This window comes from Streptomyces sp. NBC_01255 (assembly GCF_036226445.1).
GTDB lineage: Bacteria > Actinomycetota > Actinomycetes > Streptomycetales > Streptomycetaceae > Streptomyces.
This window is the reverse complement of the sequence record NZ_CP108474.1, coordinates 1,094,026-1,110,137: the sequence shown is the minus strand read 5'-3', so window position 1 is coordinate 1,110,137 and position 16,112 is coordinate 1,094,026. Positions and strand designations below refer to the sequence as shown.

Annotated in this window: 16 protein-coding genes; 6 read left to right on the top strand and 10 right to left on the bottom strand. The window is 72.6% G+C overall.

What is annotated here, in order from left to right:
• Positions 1-37: 37 nt before the first annotated feature.
• Genes OG357_RS04670 through rhaI form a run of 6 tightly spaced genes read right to left on the bottom strand, consistent with a single transcriptional unit; the run spans position 38 to position 7,612 of the window.
• Positions 38-688, bottom strand: a complete 651-nt coding sequence (locus OG357_RS04670; RefSeq protein WP_329619907.1) for a LutC/YkgG family protein — start codon at positions 686-688, stop codon at positions 38-40.
• On the bottom strand, positions 685-2,109 hold the full coding sequence (locus OG357_RS04665) for a LutB/LldF family L-lactate oxidation iron-sulfur protein (protein WP_329619906.1): 1,425 nt from the start codon (positions 2,107-2,109) through the stop codon (positions 685-687). The genes OG357_RS04670 and OG357_RS04665 overlap by 4 nt, the downstream gene beginning before the upstream one ends.
• The gene (locus OG357_RS04660) at positions 2,106-2,822 is read right to left on the bottom strand and encodes a (Fe-S)-binding protein (protein WP_329619905.1); all 717 of its coding nucleotides are present in this window, start codon (positions 2,820-2,822) and stop codon (positions 2,106-2,108) included. The genes OG357_RS04665 and OG357_RS04660 overlap by 4 nt, the downstream gene beginning before the upstream one ends.
• Positions 2,822-4,336 carry a rhamnulokinase gene (locus tag OG357_RS04655; protein ID WP_329619904.1) on the bottom strand — a complete coding sequence of 505 codons (1,515 nt, stop codon included), beginning with the start codon at positions 4,334-4,336 and terminating at the stop codon, positions 2,822-2,824. The genes OG357_RS04660 and OG357_RS04655 overlap by 1 nt, the downstream gene beginning before the upstream one ends.
• Positions 4,337-4,344: 8 nt before the next feature.
• On the bottom strand, positions 4,345-6,390 hold the full coding sequence (locus tag OG357_RS04650; protein ID WP_329619903.1) for a bifunctional aldolase/short-chain dehydrogenase: 2,046 nt from the start codon (positions 6,388-6,390) through the stop codon (positions 4,345-4,347).
• Positions 6,391-6,445: 55 nt separating this feature from the next.
• Positions 6,446-7,612 (bottom strand): L-rhamnose isomerase, encoded by a 1,167-nt coding sequence (gene rhaI / locus OG357_RS04645; protein WP_329619902.1) that lies wholly within the window; start codon positions 7,610-7,612, stop codon positions 6,446-6,448.
• A 174-nt stretch (positions 7,613-7,786) separates the two neighbouring features.
• On the opposite strand from rhaI, the gene OG357_RS04640 reads away from it, so the two are divergent.
• Together OG357_RS04640 and OG357_RS04635 are read left to right on the top strand one after the other, a co-directional pair.
• Complete coding sequence (locus OG357_RS04640; protein ID WP_329619901.1) at positions 7,787-8,116, top strand: L-rhamnose mutarotase; 330 nt, start codon at positions 7,787-7,789, stop codon at positions 8,114-8,116.
• 106 nt (positions 8,117-8,222) lie between these two features.
• A complete protein-coding gene (locus OG357_RS04635; RefSeq protein ID WP_329619900.1) occupies positions 8,223-9,320 on the top strand; it encodes a LacI family DNA-binding transcriptional regulator in 1,098 nt (365 codons plus the stop codon).
• Positions 9,321-9,393: 73 nt separating this feature from the next.
• On the opposite strand, the gene xylA is transcribed toward OG357_RS04635, so the two are convergent.
• Entirely contained in the window at positions 9,394-10,563 is a 1,170-nt protein-coding gene (xylA, locus tag OG357_RS04630) for a xylose isomerase (protein ID WP_329619899.1), read from the bottom strand.
• A gap of 151 nt (positions 10,564-10,714) precedes the next feature.
• Between xylA and OG357_RS04625 the strand changes: the two genes are divergently transcribed.
• A complete protein-coding gene (locus tag OG357_RS04625; protein WP_329619898.1) occupies positions 10,715-12,358 on the top strand; it encodes an FGGY family carbohydrate kinase in 1,644 nt (547 codons plus the stop codon).
• On the opposite strand, the gene OG357_RS04620 is transcribed toward OG357_RS04625, so the two are convergent.
• Positions 12,355-12,861 carry a DoxX family protein gene (locus OG357_RS04620; protein ID WP_329619897.1) on the bottom strand — a complete coding sequence of 169 codons (507 nt, stop codon included), beginning with the start codon at positions 12,859-12,861 and terminating at the stop codon, positions 12,355-12,357. The two genes, OG357_RS04625 and OG357_RS04620, sit on opposite strands and share 4 nt — an antisense overlap.
• 400 nt (positions 12,862-13,261) lie before the next feature.
• Between OG357_RS04620 and OG357_RS04615 the strand changes: the two genes are divergently transcribed.
• The 3 genes from OG357_RS04615 to OG357_RS04605 all read left to right on the top strand — a co-directional run bounded on the left by OG357_RS04615 (position 13,262) and on the right by OG357_RS04605 (position 14,673).
• Entirely contained in the window at positions 13,262-13,642 is a 381-nt protein-coding gene (locus tag OG357_RS04615) for a VOC family protein (protein ID WP_329619896.1), read from the top strand.
• A gap of 116 nt (positions 13,643-13,758) precedes the next feature.
• The gene (locus tag OG357_RS04610) at positions 13,759-14,160 is read left to right on the top strand and encodes a VOC family protein (RefSeq protein ID WP_329619895.1); all 402 of its coding nucleotides are present in this window, start codon (positions 13,759-13,761) and stop codon (positions 14,158-14,160) included.
• Positions 14,161-14,217: 57 nt separating this feature from the next.
• The gene (locus OG357_RS04605) at positions 14,218-14,673 is read left to right on the top strand and encodes a hypothetical protein (protein WP_329619894.1); all 456 of its coding nucleotides are present in this window, start codon (positions 14,218-14,220) and stop codon (positions 14,671-14,673) included.
• 18 nt (positions 14,674-14,691) lie between these two features.
• Here OG357_RS04605 and OG357_RS04600 read toward each other — a convergent pair whose 3' ends face one another.
• The gene (locus OG357_RS04600; RefSeq protein ID WP_329619893.1) at positions 14,692-15,195 is read right to left on the bottom strand and encodes a GNAT family N-acetyltransferase; all 504 of its coding nucleotides are present in this window, start codon (positions 15,193-15,195) and stop codon (positions 14,692-14,694) included.
• Between the two features lie 49 nt (positions 15,196-15,244).
• Complete coding sequence (locus OG357_RS04595; RefSeq protein ID WP_329619892.1) at positions 15,245-16,111, bottom strand: GNAT family N-acetyltransferase; 867 nt, start codon at positions 16,109-16,111, stop codon at positions 15,245-15,247.
• Position 16,112 lies beyond the last annotated feature (1 nt).

The window sequence follows — 16,112 nt, the reverse complement described above, 5'->3', positions numbered from 1 at the left end:
GCGGTCGGTCCCTGACGGGGGACCGACCGCTCCTCCGTCATGTCAGGCCGCCGGCCACCAGGATCACTTCCAGGGTCCGGGGGCCGTGGACGCCCTCGACCCGGTCGAGTTCGATGTCGCTCGTCGCGGACGGCCCGGAGATCCAGGTGAGCGGAAGCGTCGGGTCGAGCCGGGGGAGCGCCAGGGGGACCGAGGCCACCACCTGCTCCGGCGCCCGGACCACGCAGACGTGCAGATCGGGGACGAGGGTCAGGGCGCGCCGGCCCTGACCCGGACCGCCGTCGAGGACGATCGTGCCGGTCTCCGCGATCGCCAGGGCGCAGCCCGTCACCACGGCGTCGACGCCGTCGAGCTCGTACGGGGTCAGTCTCGGCTCGTCGGGCCGCCGGACGGCGTCGGTGGCGGCGAGCCAGCCGGCGGGCAGCCCGGGCGGGACGGCGACAGTCCGGGCGCCGCGCTCCGCGAGCCTCCGGGCGACCAGCGCGGGAAGCCCGTCCGGCGTGGTCCGGTGGACGTGGGCGCGGTAGTCGGCGAGGTTCTCGTGGAGCAGGTCGAGGACGCCCGCCGGGTCGTCCGCGGTGTGGCTCGTCCGGTAGTCGCGGGCGACGGCGGGCGCCTCGGGCGCGTCGGCGACGGCGGCGCGGACCCGGGCGAGGATCCGGTCACGGCTTGAGGGCTGAGGCGTCACGTGCGGTTCTTCTTCCACCAGTCGCGGAACGGTTCGGCGGGCAGTTCGGGCAGGTCCCGGTGGTCGGACCACTGGCGGGCGCCGGGGCCAGGGAGGCGCTTCGGGTGGAGCTTCCGGGTCGCGGACGCCAGCCGCTCCCCGGCGGCGAGCGCGCTCGGGTGGTCGAGGACCCAGCCGGCGGCCTTCATCGCGGCCTTCTCCAGGCGGTGGCCTTTCCCGCCTTCTCCGGCGACCCGCTCGCGCAGGTGGACGAGGACCTCGGGGATGTCGATGGCGACCGGGCACACGTCGTAGCAGGCGCCGCAGAGTGAGGAGGCGTACGGCAGCGACGCGTCGATGTCGCTTGTCGTGCCCCGGAGTTGGGGGGTGAGGATGGCGCCGATCGGCCCGGGGTAGACCGAGCCGTACGCGTGCCCGCCGGCCCGCTCGTACACGGGGCAGACGTTGAGGCAGGCCGAGCAGCGGATGCAGCGCAGCGCCTGGCGCCCGACCTCGTCGGCGAGGGCGTCGGTGCGGCCGTTGTCGAGGAGCACCAGGTGGAAGGTCCGGGGCCCGTCGTCGTCCGTCGTGCCGGTCCACATGCTCGTGTACGGGTTCATGCGCTCGGCCGTCGACGAGCGGGGCAGCGTCTGGAGGAACACCTCCAGGTCCCGCCAGGTCGGCACCACCTTCTCGATCCCGACGACGGAGATGAGGGTCTCGGGCAGGGTCAGGCACATGCGGCCGTTGCCCTCCGACTCGACGACGACCAGGGTGCCGGTCTCGGCGACCATGAAGTTCGCCCCCGAGATCCCCACCTTGGCCCGCAGGAACTTCTCCCGCAGGTGCAGCCGGGCCGCCTCCGCGAGCTCGGCCGGGGTGTCGCTCAGGCCCTCCGGAGCCGGGCGGCCCCAACTTCCCATCTTCTCCCTGAAGATGTCGCGGATCTCGCCCCGGTTGCGGTGGATGGCCGGGACCAGGATGTGCGAGGGGCGGTCCTCGCCGAGCTGCACGATGAGCTCCGCGAGATCCGTCTCGTAGGCGGCGATGCCCTCGGCCTCCAGGTGCTCGTTGAGCCCGATCTCCTGGGTGGCCATCGACTTGACCTTGACGACCTCCGTCTCGCCCGTGGCCTTCACCAGGTCGGTGACGATCCGGTTCGCCTCCGCGGCGTCCGCGGCCCAGTGCACGGTGCCGCCCGCGCGCGTCACCGCTTCCTCCAACCGGACCAGATACGTGCCCAGATGGCGGAGCGTGTCGTCCTTGATGCGCTTCCCGGCCTCCCGCAGCGCGGCCCAGTCGTCGAGCTCGGCCACCGCCCGCGCCCGCTTGTCCCGGATCGTGTGCGTCGCGTGCCGCAGGTTCGCCCGAAGCGTGGCGTCGCCGACCGCCTCGTGCGCCGCCTTGGGGAAGGACGGCATTCCGACAAAGGTTCCACTCACTGCCAGGGCTCCTCTTCCGTACTCGCCAGGATCTCCGCCAAGTGCAGGGCCCGCAGCGGGTCTTCGCGCCGTCTCAGCATGCCGCCCAGGTGCAGCAGGCAGGAGTTGTCCGCGCCGCACAGCACCCCGGCACCCGTGGAAAGCGCGTTCGTGATCTTGTCGGCGCCCATGGCGGCCGACACGTCCGGGTTCTTCACCGCGAAGGTCCCGCCGAAGCCGCAGCACTCCTCCGCCCCCGGCAGCTCCACGAGCTCCAGACCCTTCACCGCCTCCAGGAGCCGCCGGGGGCGCTCCCCGAGCCCGAGCAGCCGGAGCCCGTGACAGGACGGGTGGTACGTCACCTTGTACGGGAAGTACGCGCCCACGTCCGTCACGCCCAGCACGTCCACCAGGAACTCCGTCAGCTCGTACACGCGCGGGCCCAGGCTCGCCGCCTCCGCGCCGAACGACGGATAGTGCCGGCGCACCATGGCCGCGCACGAACCCGACGGGACGACGACGTGCTCGTACCCCTCGAAGGCCCGGACCGTGCGCCGGACCAGCGGCCGGGTCTCCTCGCGGTAGCCGGTGTTGAACTGCGGCTGCCCGCAGCACGTCTGCGCGGCGGGGAAGTCGACCTCCACGCCCAGCCGTTCGAGGAGCCGGACCGTCGCCACGCCCGTCGCCGGGAAGACGGCGTCGTTGACGCAGGTGACGAAGAGGGCGACGCGCATCACGGGTTCCTCGGGGACGGTTCGATTCGGGCGGCGGCCGCGTCCCAGGCGGCGCGGCCGGCGGGGTCCTTCCGCGGTACGTAGTGTCGCAGGGGCTGTGTCCGCGCGACGAGCCGACGCGTCGAGGGCAGGTCGCCGGCGAGCCCGGCGGCCCGCGCCTGCACGAGGACGTTGCCGAGGGCCGTGGCCTCGACGGGTCCGGCGACCACGGGAAGGCCGGTGGCGTCCGCCGTCCACTGGCACAGCAGCTCGTTGCGGGCCCCGCCGCCCACGAGATGGACCCGCGTGACGTCCCGGCCGGCCAGCTCGGCGGCCTGCCGCAGCGTCCGCCGGTGGGCGAGGGCCAGGCTTTCCAGGACGCAGCGGACCACCTCGCCGGGGCTTTCGGGCGCGCGCTGCCCGGTCCTGCGGCAGTGGGCCCGTATCCGCTCCGGCAGGTCGCCCGGAGCCAGGAACTCCGGCGCGTCCGGGTCGACGAGCGCCGCGAACGGCTCCGCCCGCGCCGCCTGCGCGAGCAACTCCGACAGCTCCGGCGGTTCGGCGGCCGGACCGTGCCCCGCCCACGTCCGGCGGCACTCCTCCAGGAGCCACAGGCCCATGATGTTGCGCAGGAAACGGACGGTGCCGTCGACCCCGCGCTCGTTGGTGAAGTTGGCCGCCCGGGCCTCCTCGGTCAGCACCGGGGCGTCCAGCTCCAGGCCGGCCAGGGACCAGGTGCCGCACGACAGGTAGGCGAAGTCCGGGCCGGTGGCCGGGACGGCGACGACGGCCGACGCGGTGTCGTGGGAGGCGACCGTCGTCACCGGAGTGCGAGGGGTGAGACCGGTGAACTCGCATACGTACGGGAGGAGTTCGCCCGCAGGGTCGCCGGGCGCGCGGAGGGGCGGCAGGAGGGCGGGGTCCACTCCGAGCCCGCCGAGCAGCTCCTTCGACCAGGTGCCCGCGCGGGCGTCGAAGAGGCCCGTGGTGGAGGCGTTGGTCTCCTCGGCCCCGACCGTCCCCGTCAGCCAGTGGATCACCAGGTCCGGCATGAGCAACAGCGTGCGTGCCGCGTTCAGTTGGGCGGTGCCGACGGCTGAAGCGAGCTGGAAGACGGTGTTGAAGGGCAGGTGCTGGAGGCCCGTGATCCGGAAGAGCTCCGCCTGGCCGACCCGCGCCCACACGCCCTCGGCGGCGCCGTCCGTACGCGGGTCGCGATAGTGGAACGGAGCACCCAGGAGGACGCCGTCGGCGTCGAGGAGGCCGTAGTCCACGCCCCAGGTGTCGACGCCGACGGAGGCGACCCCGCCGGAGCGGGCGGCCACGCGCAGCCCCTCCAGGACGCCCTGGAAGAGCGCGAGGACGTTCCAGCGGAGCCCGTCCGGCAGGCGGATCGGGGCGTTGGGGAACCGGTGGGCCTCGGCGAGGGCGAGGTGGTCGGGGCCGACGCGGCCGAGCATCACCCGTCCGCTGGTGGCCCCGAGATCCACCGCCGCGAAGACATCCCGCGGCGCGCCCGCCGGCCTCCGGGTCATCGGCCCGCTCACCGGAGGAACGCGGCGGCCACGCCCGCGTCCACCGGGACATGGAGCCCGGTGGTGTGGCTGAGGTCGCCGCCGGTGAGCGCGAAGACCGCGTTGGCGACGTGTTCGGGCAGGACCTCCCGCTTCAGGAGGGTCCGCTGGGCGTAGAAGGCGCCCAGCTCCTCCTCCGCGATGCCGTACGTGGCGGCCCGCTGAGCACCCCAGCCGCCGGCGAAGATGCCCGATCCGCGCACCACGCCGTCCGGGTTGACGCCGTTGACCCGAATCCCGTGCTCGCCCAACTCCGCTGCGAGCAACCGCACTTGATGCGCCTGATCGGCCTTCGTCGCGGAATAGGCGATGTTGTTCGGCCCGGCGAAGACCGCGTTCTTGGAGGCGATGTAGACGATGTCGCCGCCCAGCCCCTGGGCCGTCATCACCCGCGCGGCCTCCCGCGACACGAGGAACGAACCCCGCGCCATGACGGCGTGCTGGACGTCCCAGTCCTGCGCCGTCGTGTCCAGGAGCGGCTTGGAGATGGAGAGGCCCGCGTTGTTGACGACCAGGTCGACCCCGCCGAACGCGAGCAGCGCCGACCGGAACGCGGCGCCGATCCGCTCCTCCGACGTGACGTCCACGGCGACGGCCATGGCCTTGTCCGGGCCGCCCAACTCCTCCGCGACCGCTGCCGCGTTCGCCGCGTCGAGGTCGGCGACCACCACACAGGCGCCCTCGGCGACCAGCCGGTGCGCGATGGCCCGGCCGATGCCGCTGCCCGCGCCCGTCACGAGCGCCACCCGGGTCGCGAGCGGCCTCGGCTTCGGCATCCGCCGCAGCTTGGCCTCCTCCAACTCCCAGTACTCGATGCGGAACTTCTCCGCCTCCTCGATCGGCGCGTACGAGGAGACCGCCTCGGCCCCGCGCATCACGTTGATCGCGTTGACGTAGAATTCGCCCGCCACCCGCGCCGTCTGCTTGTCGCGGCCGAAGGAGAACATGCCCACGCCGGGGACGAGGACGATCGCCGGGTCCGCGCCCCGCATGGCGGGGGAGTCGGCGGTGGCGTGCCGCGCGTAGTACGCCGCGTACTCCTCGCGGTACTCGGCGTGCAGCTCCCGCAGCCGGGCGACCGCCCGGTCGAGGGGTGCGTCGGCGGGCAGGTCGAGGACGAGCGGCCGGACCTTCGTCCGCAGGAAGTGGTCGGGGCAGGACGTGCCGAGGGCGGCGAGCCGCGGATGTTCGGAGCGGGCGAGGAAGTCGAGCACCGCGTCGGAGTCCGTGAAGTGGCCGACCTGCGGCAGGTCCCGGGAGGCGAGCCCCCGGACGTACGGGGCGAGTGCGGCGGCCCGCTCCCGCCGCGCCGCCTCGGGCAGCGGCGCGCAGCCGTCGACGACCGGCCCGAAGGGCTCCGGGCGGCCCCGCTCGACGAGGAAGGCCTCGGCGGTCCTGATGATGTGCAGCGCGTTCCGCTCGCACTCCTCCGAGGTGTCGCCCCAGGCCGTGATGCCGTGGCCGCCGAGGACGCAGCCGACGGCCTGCGGGTGGGCGGCCCGCACGGCGGCGATGTCGAGACCCAGCTGGAAGCCGGGGCGCCGCCACGGCACCCACACCACCGTGTCGCCGAAGCAGTCGGCGGTCAGCTTCTCCCCGTCGGCGGCGCAGGCGAGCGCGATTCCCGCGTCCGGGTGGAGGTGGTCGACGTGGGCCGCGGGCACGAGGCCGTGCATGGCGGTGTCGATGGACGGGGCTGCGCCCCCCTTCCCGTACAGGCAGTGGTCGAAGGCGGCGACCATCTCGTCCTCGCGCTCGACGCCCGGGTAGACGTCGACGAGCGCGCGCAGCCGGTCGAGGCGCAGCACCGCGAGCCCGTCCTCGGTGAGCGTGCCCAGGTCGCCACCGGAGCCCTTGACCCACATGAGCTCGGTGGGGCCGCCGGTGACGGGGTCGGTGACGAAGCCCTTCGCGGAGGTGTTGCCGCCGGCGTAGTTGGTGGTGCGGGGATCGGAGCCGAGCCGGTGAGAACGTTCTACGAGGGAGGTGACGACGGGGTGCGGGGCGGAGGTCATGGGGTTCTTCCTTCAGGCCTTCGGGCGGGTGCGAACGGAGATCGAGAACGAGTGGTCACGCGCCCCAGCCGGCCTGGTCCCCGCCGACGCGCTCGGCGGCGATCCGCTCCTGCCGCCCGGAGCGGAGGTAGGCGGCTACAGGGTCCGGGGCGAGGCCCCGCTCCTCGCGCAGCGCGCGCAGCAGAGGCCGTACGTCGGTGTCGTAGGCGTCCATCAGGACGGCGTTCGCGGCGAGCACGTCCCCGTCGCGCTGGGCGGCGGCGAGGGCGGCGCCGTCGACGAGCAGCGCCTTGGCGGTGGCCTCCTGGACGTTGGCCACCGAGCGGATCACCGCGGGCACCTTCGCTTCGATGTTGTGGCACTGGTCGAGCATGAAGGCGACGTTCGCGGTGGGCTCCAGACCGCCGTTGCGGACGACCTCGTGCATGATCCGGAAGAGCTGGAAGGGGTCGGCGGCGCCGGCCATCAGGTCGTCGTCCGCGTAGAAGCGGGAGTTGAAGTCGAAGCCGCCGAGCCTCCGCTCCCGCAGCAGCAGGGCGACGATGAACTCGATGTTGGTGCCCGGCGCGTGGTGGCCGGTGTCCACGACCACCTGGGCCCTGGGGCCCAGCTTGAGGCAGTGCGCGTACGCGGTGCCCCAGTCCGGCACGTCGGTCGTGTAGAAGGCCGGCTCGAAGAACTTGTACTCCAGGAGCATCCGCTGCCCCTCGCCGAGCCGCTCGTACACCTCCGCGAGGGACTCCGCGAGCCGCTCCTGCCGGGCGGTGACGTCGTCCTGCCCGGGGTAGTTCGTGCCGTCCGCGAACCACAGCTTCAGATCGGCCGAGCCCGTCGCGTCCATGATGTCGACGCAGTCGAGCAGGTGGTCCACGGCCCGGCGGCGCACGGCGGCGTCCGGGTGGCAGACACTGCCGAGCTTGTACGTGTCGTCCTGGAAGGTGTTGGAGTTGATCGCGCCCAGTTCGAGCCCGCGCTCCTTCGCGTACGAGGCGAGCGCCGCGTAGTCGTCGACCCGGTCCCACGGGATGTGGAGCGACACCTTGGGGGCGACACCCGTGAAGGCGTGGACCTGAGCCGCGTCGTCGAGCTTCTCGTACGGGGTCCGGGGCACACCCGGCTGCGCGAAGACCTTGAAGCGCGTCCCGGAGTTTCCGTAGCCCCAGGAGGGCGTTTCGATCCGCTGGGCGGCGAGTGCGGCCTTCACGGCAGCGATGTCGGGCATGTCCACCTCGGAGCCTTGAAATGAATCGATTCAGTACGTGGGGGAAGCTAGCCAGCGCACCAGGTGTCGTCAAGACTCTTGACCAAGGGAGCGTCCGCGTCCTAACGTCCCGACCCACGGAAATGAAACATTTCACTCAAGCAGGCAGGCAGCCGAGCAGTCACGGAGGAGCGGATGGCGAACGCGCAGCGGGTCTGCTTCCTGCTGAAGGTCCGGGCCGAGCGGGTGGACGAGTACCGCGCGCGCCACGCACGCGTCTGGGCCGACATGCTCACGGCGCTCTCGGCGGCCGGCTGGCACAACTACTCGCTCTTCCTGCGTGAGGACGGGCTGCTCGTCGGCTACCTGGAGACCCCGGACTTCGACCGGGCGCGCGCCGCGATGGAGGAGGCGGAGGTCAACGCCCGATGGCAGGCCGAGATGGCGGAGTTCTTCGAGGAGCTCGACGGGCAGGCGCCCGACGCCGCGATGCGCCCGCTGACCGAGGTCTTCCACCTCGCGTGAGGGGCGGATCCGGGCGGCCGCATAGGATGAAACGCGGGATGAGAAGCGGGGCGGAAGCCCACCCGGACCGGGTGGCGGCAGGGGCAGGACGGACCAGGTGGGACGGATGACGGACACCGCGCGGACGGCCGGGAACGCCGGCATCAACGTCGGCATCAACACCGGCATCAACACCGGCATCAACGTCGGCATCAAGGACGTGGCACGCGAGGCGGGCGTCTCCGTCGGCACCGTCTCCAACGTGATCAACCAACCCGACCGGGTGTCGCCCGCGACGCTCCAGCACGTCCGGCGCGTCATCGCACGCCTCGGCTACGTCCGCAGCGAGTCCGCCCGCCAGCTGCGCGCGGGCCGCAGCAGGATCATGGCCCTGCTCGTCCTCGACATGGGCAACCCCTTCTTCGTCGACATCGCCCGCGGCGCCGAGCGCACCGCCCGGGCCGCCGGCCTGGTCGTCATGGTCTGCAACAGCGACCAGAACCCCGGCGACGAGGCCGACTACCTCTCCCTCTTCGCCGAGCAGCGCGTCCGCGGCGTCCTCGTCACCCCCGCCGACCCCAGCGGGGCGAACCTGCGGGAGTTCCGCCGCCACGGCATCCCGTCCGTGCTCGTCGACCGCGTCGCGGGCGAGGGCGACGGCGCGGACGCCGGCTGCTCGGTCTCCGTAGACGACGTCGCCGGCGGCTCCCTCGCGATCCGCCACCTCGCGGCGGCGGGACACCGCTCCTTCGCCTACGTCAGCGGCCCGCCGCACCTCCAGCAGATCCGCGACCGGCGCGAGGGCGCCCTCCTCGCGCTCGCCGAGGCCGGCCTGCCCGCCTCGGCCCTCCGGGAACTCCCGGCCGAGCGCCTCGACGTGGCCTCGGGGCGCGACGCGGGCGCCCGCCTGCTCGGCCTCACCGAGCGGCCGACCGCCGTCTTCTGCGCCAACGACCTGCTGGCCCTCGGGGTCCTCCAGTCGCTGTACGCGGCCGGGGTCCGGGTCCCGGAGGACATGGCCATCGTCGGCTACGACGACATCGAGTTCGCTGCGGCCGCGACCGTACCCCTCACCTCCGTACGGCAGCCGGCGTTCACGCTCGGGGCGAAGGCGGCCGAGCTGCTTCTGGAGGAGACCGGGGAGCGGGCGGACGAGCACCGGCACGAACACGTGGTGCTCCAGCCGGAGCTGGTGGTCCGCCGCTCGACGCTCGCCGGTCGCTGAAGCCCCTGGGGGGTGTTGCCGATCAGGCCCCGCTCCCTGATCCGGCCTGATCGACAAGACACCCCCTGGCCCCTCAGCGGACGCCGAGGAGGTGCTCCAGGGCCAGCTGGTCGAGGTGCTCGAAGGCCATGGAGCGAGCCGCCACCGCGTCCGCGTCGAAGGTCTCGTACGCGGTGGGGTCGGCGAGCAGTGCGGCGAGACCGTCGGCGGCCGTGGGGACGGCGAGCTCCGGCAGCCGGGAGGCGGCGAGCGCCTGCTGGACGTCGGGGTCGGCGCGGAAGGCCGCCGCGCGCTCCTTGAGGATCAGGTAGTTGCGCATGCAGTTCTTCGCGGACTCCCACACGCCGTCGAAGCCGTCCGTGCGCACCGGCTTGAAGTCGAAGTGGCGCGGCCCCGCGTACCCGCCCGTCTCCAACAGGTCCACCAGCCAGAACGCCTGGCGCAGATCGCCCGCCCCGAAGCGGAAGTCCTGGTCGTACTTGATCCCCGACTGGCCGTTGAGGTCGATGTGGAAGAGCTTGCCCGCCCACAGTGCCTGCGCGATGCCGTGCGGGAAGTTGAGCCCGGCCATCTGCTCGTGACCCGTCTCGGGGTTCACCCCGACGAGCTCGGGGCGCTCAAGGCGTTCGATGAAGGCGAGGGCGTGGCCGATGGTGGGCAGCAGGATGTCGCCGCGTGGCTCGTTCGGCTTGGGCTCGATCGCGAAGCGCAGGTCGTAGCCCTGCTCGGTGACGTACTCGCCGAGGAGGTCGAAGGCCTCCTTCATCCGGTCGAGCGCCACTTGTACGTCCTTGGCGGCGCCGGACTCGGCGCCCTCCCGTCCGCCCCAGGCGACATAGGTGGTGGCGCCGAGCTCGACGGCCAGGTCGATGTTGCGGAGGGTCTTGCGCAGGGCGAAGCGGCGCACGTCCCGGTCGTTGGCGGTGAAGGCGCCGTCCTTGAAGACGGGGTGGGTGAAGAGGTTGGTCGTCGCCATCGGCACCGCGAGTCCGGTCCGCTCCAGCGCGGCGCGGAAACGCTTGACGACGGCGTCGCGCTCGCCCTCCGTGGCGCCGAAGGGGATGAGGTCGTCGTCGTGGAAGGTGATGCCGTACGCGCCGAGGGCGGCGAGCCGCTCGACGGCCTCGACCGGGTCGAGGGCGGGGCGAGTGGCCTCGCCGAAGGGGTCGCGGCCCTGCCAGCCGACGGTCCAGAGGCCGAAGGTGAAGCGGTCGTCGGGGGTGGGGGAGAAGAGCTGCGGCACGGTGTGTCCTTCCCTTGCTCTCGGGATTTGTTATCTGACATAACTAATACGGGATGGAGTGCTGCGGCGCCAGACCCGCCCGAGAGAATCAGCAAGCCATGAGCCGCCACGAACCACGAACCACGAGCCACGAGAGAGACGAGGTGAGGGCGTGCGCACCAGCCGCTCAGTCGTGATCGGCGTCGACAGCTCGACGCAGTCCACCAAGGCCGTCGCGGTCGACGCCGAGACCGGCGAGCTTCTCGCCGTCGGCCGCGCGCCGCACACCGTCACCGGCACGGGCGGCGCGCGGGAGAGCGACCCCGAGGAGTGGTGGACCGCCCTGGTGACGGCCGTCCGCGCGGCGGTACGGGACGCCGGCGTCCCGGCCGGTTCCGTCACGGGCATCGCGGTCGCGGGCCAGCAGCATGGCCTCGTCGCGCTCGGCGCCGACGGGCGGCCCCTGCGCCCGGCGCTGCTCTGGAACGACACCCGTTCCGCACCGCAGGCCGCCGCTCTCGCCGCCGGTCTCGGGGGACCGAAGTCCTGGCTGGAGCGCACGGGTTCGGTCCCGGTCGCCTCCATGACGGCCGCGAAGTGGCAGTGGCTGCGCGAGCACGAACCGGCGCACGCGGCCGCGACCGCCGGGGTCCGCCTCCCGCACGACTACCTCACCGAGCGCCTCACGGGCCACGCCGTGACGGACCCCGGAGACGCCTCGGGAACGTGCTGGTACGGGACGGGGGCGGCCGGCGCCGAGAGCAGGGCGGGCACCGACGGGGTCATCTACGACCCCACGGTCATCTACGACCCCAAGGTCACCTACGACCCCACGGGTACCTACGACCCCACGGTCATCTACGACCCCACGGTCACCTACGACCCCACGGGCACCTACGCCCCCACGGCCGCCTACGACCCCGCGATCCTGGATCTCCTAGGCCTGGACCCCGCCCTCCTGCCCACCGTCGCCCCCACCGGGGCCACACGCGTCGGCACTCTCACTGTGACCGCCGCGGAGGCCCTGGGCCTGCCCCGTACAGTCGTCGTCGCCGCCGGCACCGGCGACAACATGGCCGCCGCCGTGGGCCTCGGCCTCGGCGGCGCGGGCCTGCTGGACCACCCGGTCGTCAGCCTCGGCACGTCCGGCACGGTCTTCGCCGCCACCCGCGCCCGGCCGGCCCACCCCGGGCTCGCCGGATTCGCCGCCACCGACGGCACGTACCTCCCGCTCGGCTGCACCCTCAACTGCACGCTCGCCGTGGACCGGTTCGCCACCCTCCTCGGCCTCGACCGGGAGGACGCCGCACCGGGCGGCGACGTGGTCGTCCTCCCGTATCTCGACGGCGAACGCACCCCCGACCTGCCGCACGCCGCCGGGCTCGTCACCGGCATCCGGCACACCACCGACCCGCGCGCGATCCTCGGCGCCGCCTACGAAGGCGCGGCGTTCACCGTCCTGCGCGCCCTCGACGAACTCCTCGCCGCCTGCGGCCTCGACCTGACGGACACCGCCGTACGCGACCGCCCGCTGCGCCTGATCGGGGGCGGCGCACGCGGCAGGGTCTGGACCGACACCGTACGCAGACTGTCCGGGCGGCCGCTGGTCGTCCCCGCGGCCGAGGAACTCGTCGCCCTCGGCGCGGCCGCACTCGCCGGGGGCGCGGTCACCGGCGACGATCCCGTGACCCTGGCCACGGCCTGGGGCACGGGTGAGGGCGCACTCCTGCCACCGCTCCCGCGCGCGACGGAGGCGTGGGACCGGATCGCCGGAGTCCTGGCGACGGCGAGCCCGGGCCTCCTGGGCCGCCCTTAAGCGCGTACCCCGTCGGTCCGGCGGGCAGCCGCGGCACGCGTCGGGGCGTAGGCCCACAGCGCGACACCGATGAAGATCACCTGCTCGGGAATCCTGAACCACAGGGGCGTCGCCGGCTCCCCGTTGAACGGGATCTGCTCGACGGCCGCGTGGATGTTGGCCGGGAGCATCAGGACGAACAGCGCCGCGAGGCCGAGCCCGGCCGTCGGTCGGGTGGTCTCCCGGACGAGTCCGGCGGCGCCGAGGAGTTCCAGGACGCCCGTCGCGTAGACCGCGAGGCGAGGGAACGGCACGAACGGCGGGACCATCGCGACCAGGTCGTGGTGGCCGGGCATGGGGCCGAGGGCGGACGGGGCGAAGTGCGCGCCGGCCGTGAACACCAGCATGACCGCGAGGCCGTGCAGGGCGGACACCCGCCAGGTCGTGAACCGTCCGACGCCGAGCGCGCCGAGCAGCCGGAACAGCACGGTGGGAACGGCGATGAGCATGAGTGTGCCGAACATGGGAGGAGAGTCCTTTCGGTCTGTCGGTCGTGTTCACGCCGCGGTGAGGAACAGGCCCGCGCCGTACGTCCGGTGGGCGGAGACGGAGAAGCCGTCACGGTCGGCCGGGCCGGCGACGTCGTCCCGCGCCTTCCCGGCGAGGAGGCGAGCCCGTTCGGGAGGTCGAGCGTGGGCGTCGCAGCAGAATGGATAATAGCGCTATCCGCTATCTATTGCCGAGCGGGTGAGTGGATGAATGTCTCCGGGCTCGGTCGACGCGCCGGTGTGCAAGTGCCGCTGATCAAGCACGACTTGCGTGAAGGGATGCCGCCCCCGGGCCCAGCCGCAGTCGTGCAACCGGTATCGCGCCTCGCGGTTGTCCTGTCGATGGGCTCCCGGAGTTCTCCGTACACTCGCGGGCATGGCATGCCGCATCAGTGAACTGGTCATCGACTGCGCGGACCCGGACCGGCTCGCCGCGTTCTGGAGCGAGGTGCTCGGCTATGTGGAACTCGGCCGGGAGGACGGAAGCATCGAGATCGGGCCGCCCGACGCCGGGTTCGGCGGGCCGCAGCCCACGCTCGTCCTCAGCCCCAGCAGCGACCCGCGGGCCGGGAAGCTCCCCCTGCACATCGACGTCAACCCCACCGACCGGGACCAGGACGCCGAGCTGGAGCGGCTGCTCGCGCTCGGCGCCCGGCCCGCCGACATCGGTCAGACCGGCACCGAGAGCTGGCACGTCCTGGTCGACCCGGAAGGCAACGAGTTCTGCCTCCTGCGTACCCGGCTCCAGCCCCTCTGAGGGGGCGGGGCTCGCGCCCGAGTTCCGCCCGCGCACTTGATCGCCGGCTCCGGGATGAGCATGATCATCCGAAGACCACGAGATCAGAACGCAACTTCAGAACGGGGATCCGGCACATGCGAGTCAAAGCCTTCGACCACCTGGTACTCAACGTGACCGACGTCGACAGGGCGCTCGAGTTCTACACCGGCCCGCTGGGCCTCACGCCCGAGCGAGTCGAGGAGTGGCGGGCCGGCAAGGTTCCCTTCCCGTCCGTGCGCATCGACGAGGGCACGGTCATCGACCTCTTCTCGCGTCCGCGAGGCGAGTCCAACGTCGACCACATATGCCTGGTCGTGGATCCCCTGGACTGGCAGGACGTCATCGATTCGGGGACGTTCGACGTCCTCGAAGGCCCCGTCCCGCGCTGGGGCGCGCGCGGTTCCGCCCAGTCGGTCTACGTGAAGGACCCGGACGGCAACACGGTCGAACTGCGCTGGTACCCGCAGGACTCCGACGCCGCCCGGACGGCCGACTGACGACCTGGCCCACCCGCGCGGCAGCGGCACCAGGCCCATTCCTCCGGAGGGGGACGAGTGAGCGAGTCGAATGTCCCGCCGCTGGAACCGGTCTGGTTGGTGGCGGCGAACGTGGTGGCCTGGCGTCGACGCGGAGTCGGCGGCCAGGAACTGTGCCCGGGGACGAAGTACTTCAGGGGCGGGGCGAAGGTATACGTGGTCCACGTGTACTGGGGTCCGGGCGGCGATCGGCTCTCGGTGCTCGGACGTGAACGGCACACCAGCCGGTGGATCGTCATCGATACGGCGACGCGCCACCTCCACGGCTTCCGGCCGAAGCTCGTCCACACCCCGCGCGTCCTGGAGCGGCTGCGTGAGATGAGATACGAACGCGGGCCCGGCGCGGACTACTTGGCCGACACATCGGCGACGCTGGAGCGGTATGCGCGCCAGTACCGAGCCGAGACGGCGCCGGGCAGTCCGCACCCGGACCCCTGCCTGTGCCATGCCTGCCTCACCGGCGAATCCGGGTAGAGCACGCACGGTCTCGCGTCACGGCAACGAGCGCGTGAGCCACACCACTTCACCGGCCTCCTCGATCGAATCGTGATCCCGCTCGAATCCCAGCTTCTCCAGGACACGGAGCGACGGCGCGTTCCACGCGCCGACGGTCGACCAGAGCCGTTTCCGCCCGGTCGCGATCGCCGCGTCGAGCACCGCGGCGGCCGCCTCGGTGGCGTAGCCACGCCCATGCGCGTGCTGGAACAACTCGTACGCGATCTCCGGCTCATCGAGCGTGGTGCGGCCGATGATCAACCCGCAGTAGCCGATGAAGTCGCCTTCGTCGCGGCGCTGGATGGGCAGCAGGGCGATCCCCGTGCTCTCCGTCGCGGTGAGCAGCTCCGTGATGGCCGTCCGGATGTGCTCGACCGAGGACGCCCCCTTGCCGCGTTCGAGGATGAGGGCGCGGAACTCGGCGGCGTCCGACTCGGCCCACGGCCGCAGTATCAGCCGCTCGGTCTCCAGGTGGAACGACATCGTCTCGTACGTAGGCATGCCCCTACTCTGCCCCACGGGTCGTCACGAGCTGGAGACCCCCCGGGTGCTACGCGTCCCGCGACAGGTCCCGGACCTGCGGACGTCGGTCGAAGCCGGCTGATTCGTACGTGGCGACGGCGCCGACGTTGGAGCTCGGGGTGCCGACGATCGCACTCGACGAGCCCAGCTCCCGGAGTGCGGCCGCCGCCGCGAGGCTGATCGCCCTGCCGTGGCCCTGGCGGCGGTGGTCCCGGTGCACGCCCACCGGTTCGAGCAGCCCCGGCTTCCCCGGACCCGCCGACCACACCGCCACCGTCGCCACCGCGTCGCCCTGGTCGTCGTACGCGATCAGGCACCGGGCGTCGGCGTACGCCGATCCGGCCGCCATCGCGTGCCAGCGCTCCTCGGTGAAGCTCGACCCGTCGAACGCCGACCGGTGGACGGCGGCGAACGCGCGCGCCCGCTCCGGCCCGGCCACCTCGATCCGTACGCCAGGGTCGTCCACCGGCTCCGTCAGGTCGCGGCGCAGCGGTGTCCACGGCTCGTCGGCGTGCCATCCGGCCTCGGGCAGCAGATCCTGGACCAGCGCGTCCATCGGTGCCTCGATGCTCGCCCTTCCGCCGGGCAGCACGCCACGCTCCGGCGCCGCGACGTCGTCGACCAACCGCCGCGCCAGCTCCTCGTCCCGCCGGGCGTCCGGCGCGATCGTCAGCCGCAGCAGCCCCGGACCGTCCAGGAGGCCGACGGCGAGGATCCGTCCGTCCCGGCTCCACGTCCTGACCGCCGCGGCGGTCGCTTCCGCACCCGACCGCCAGAACCAGCCCAGATCCCCCGGATGCAGCTGAGCCGGCGCACCCTCGTCCTGCCACTCCCGCAGCGCGTCCAAGGCCTCGCCCAGCCCGTCGACTCCCGGCTTGTCCCCTACGATCGTCATG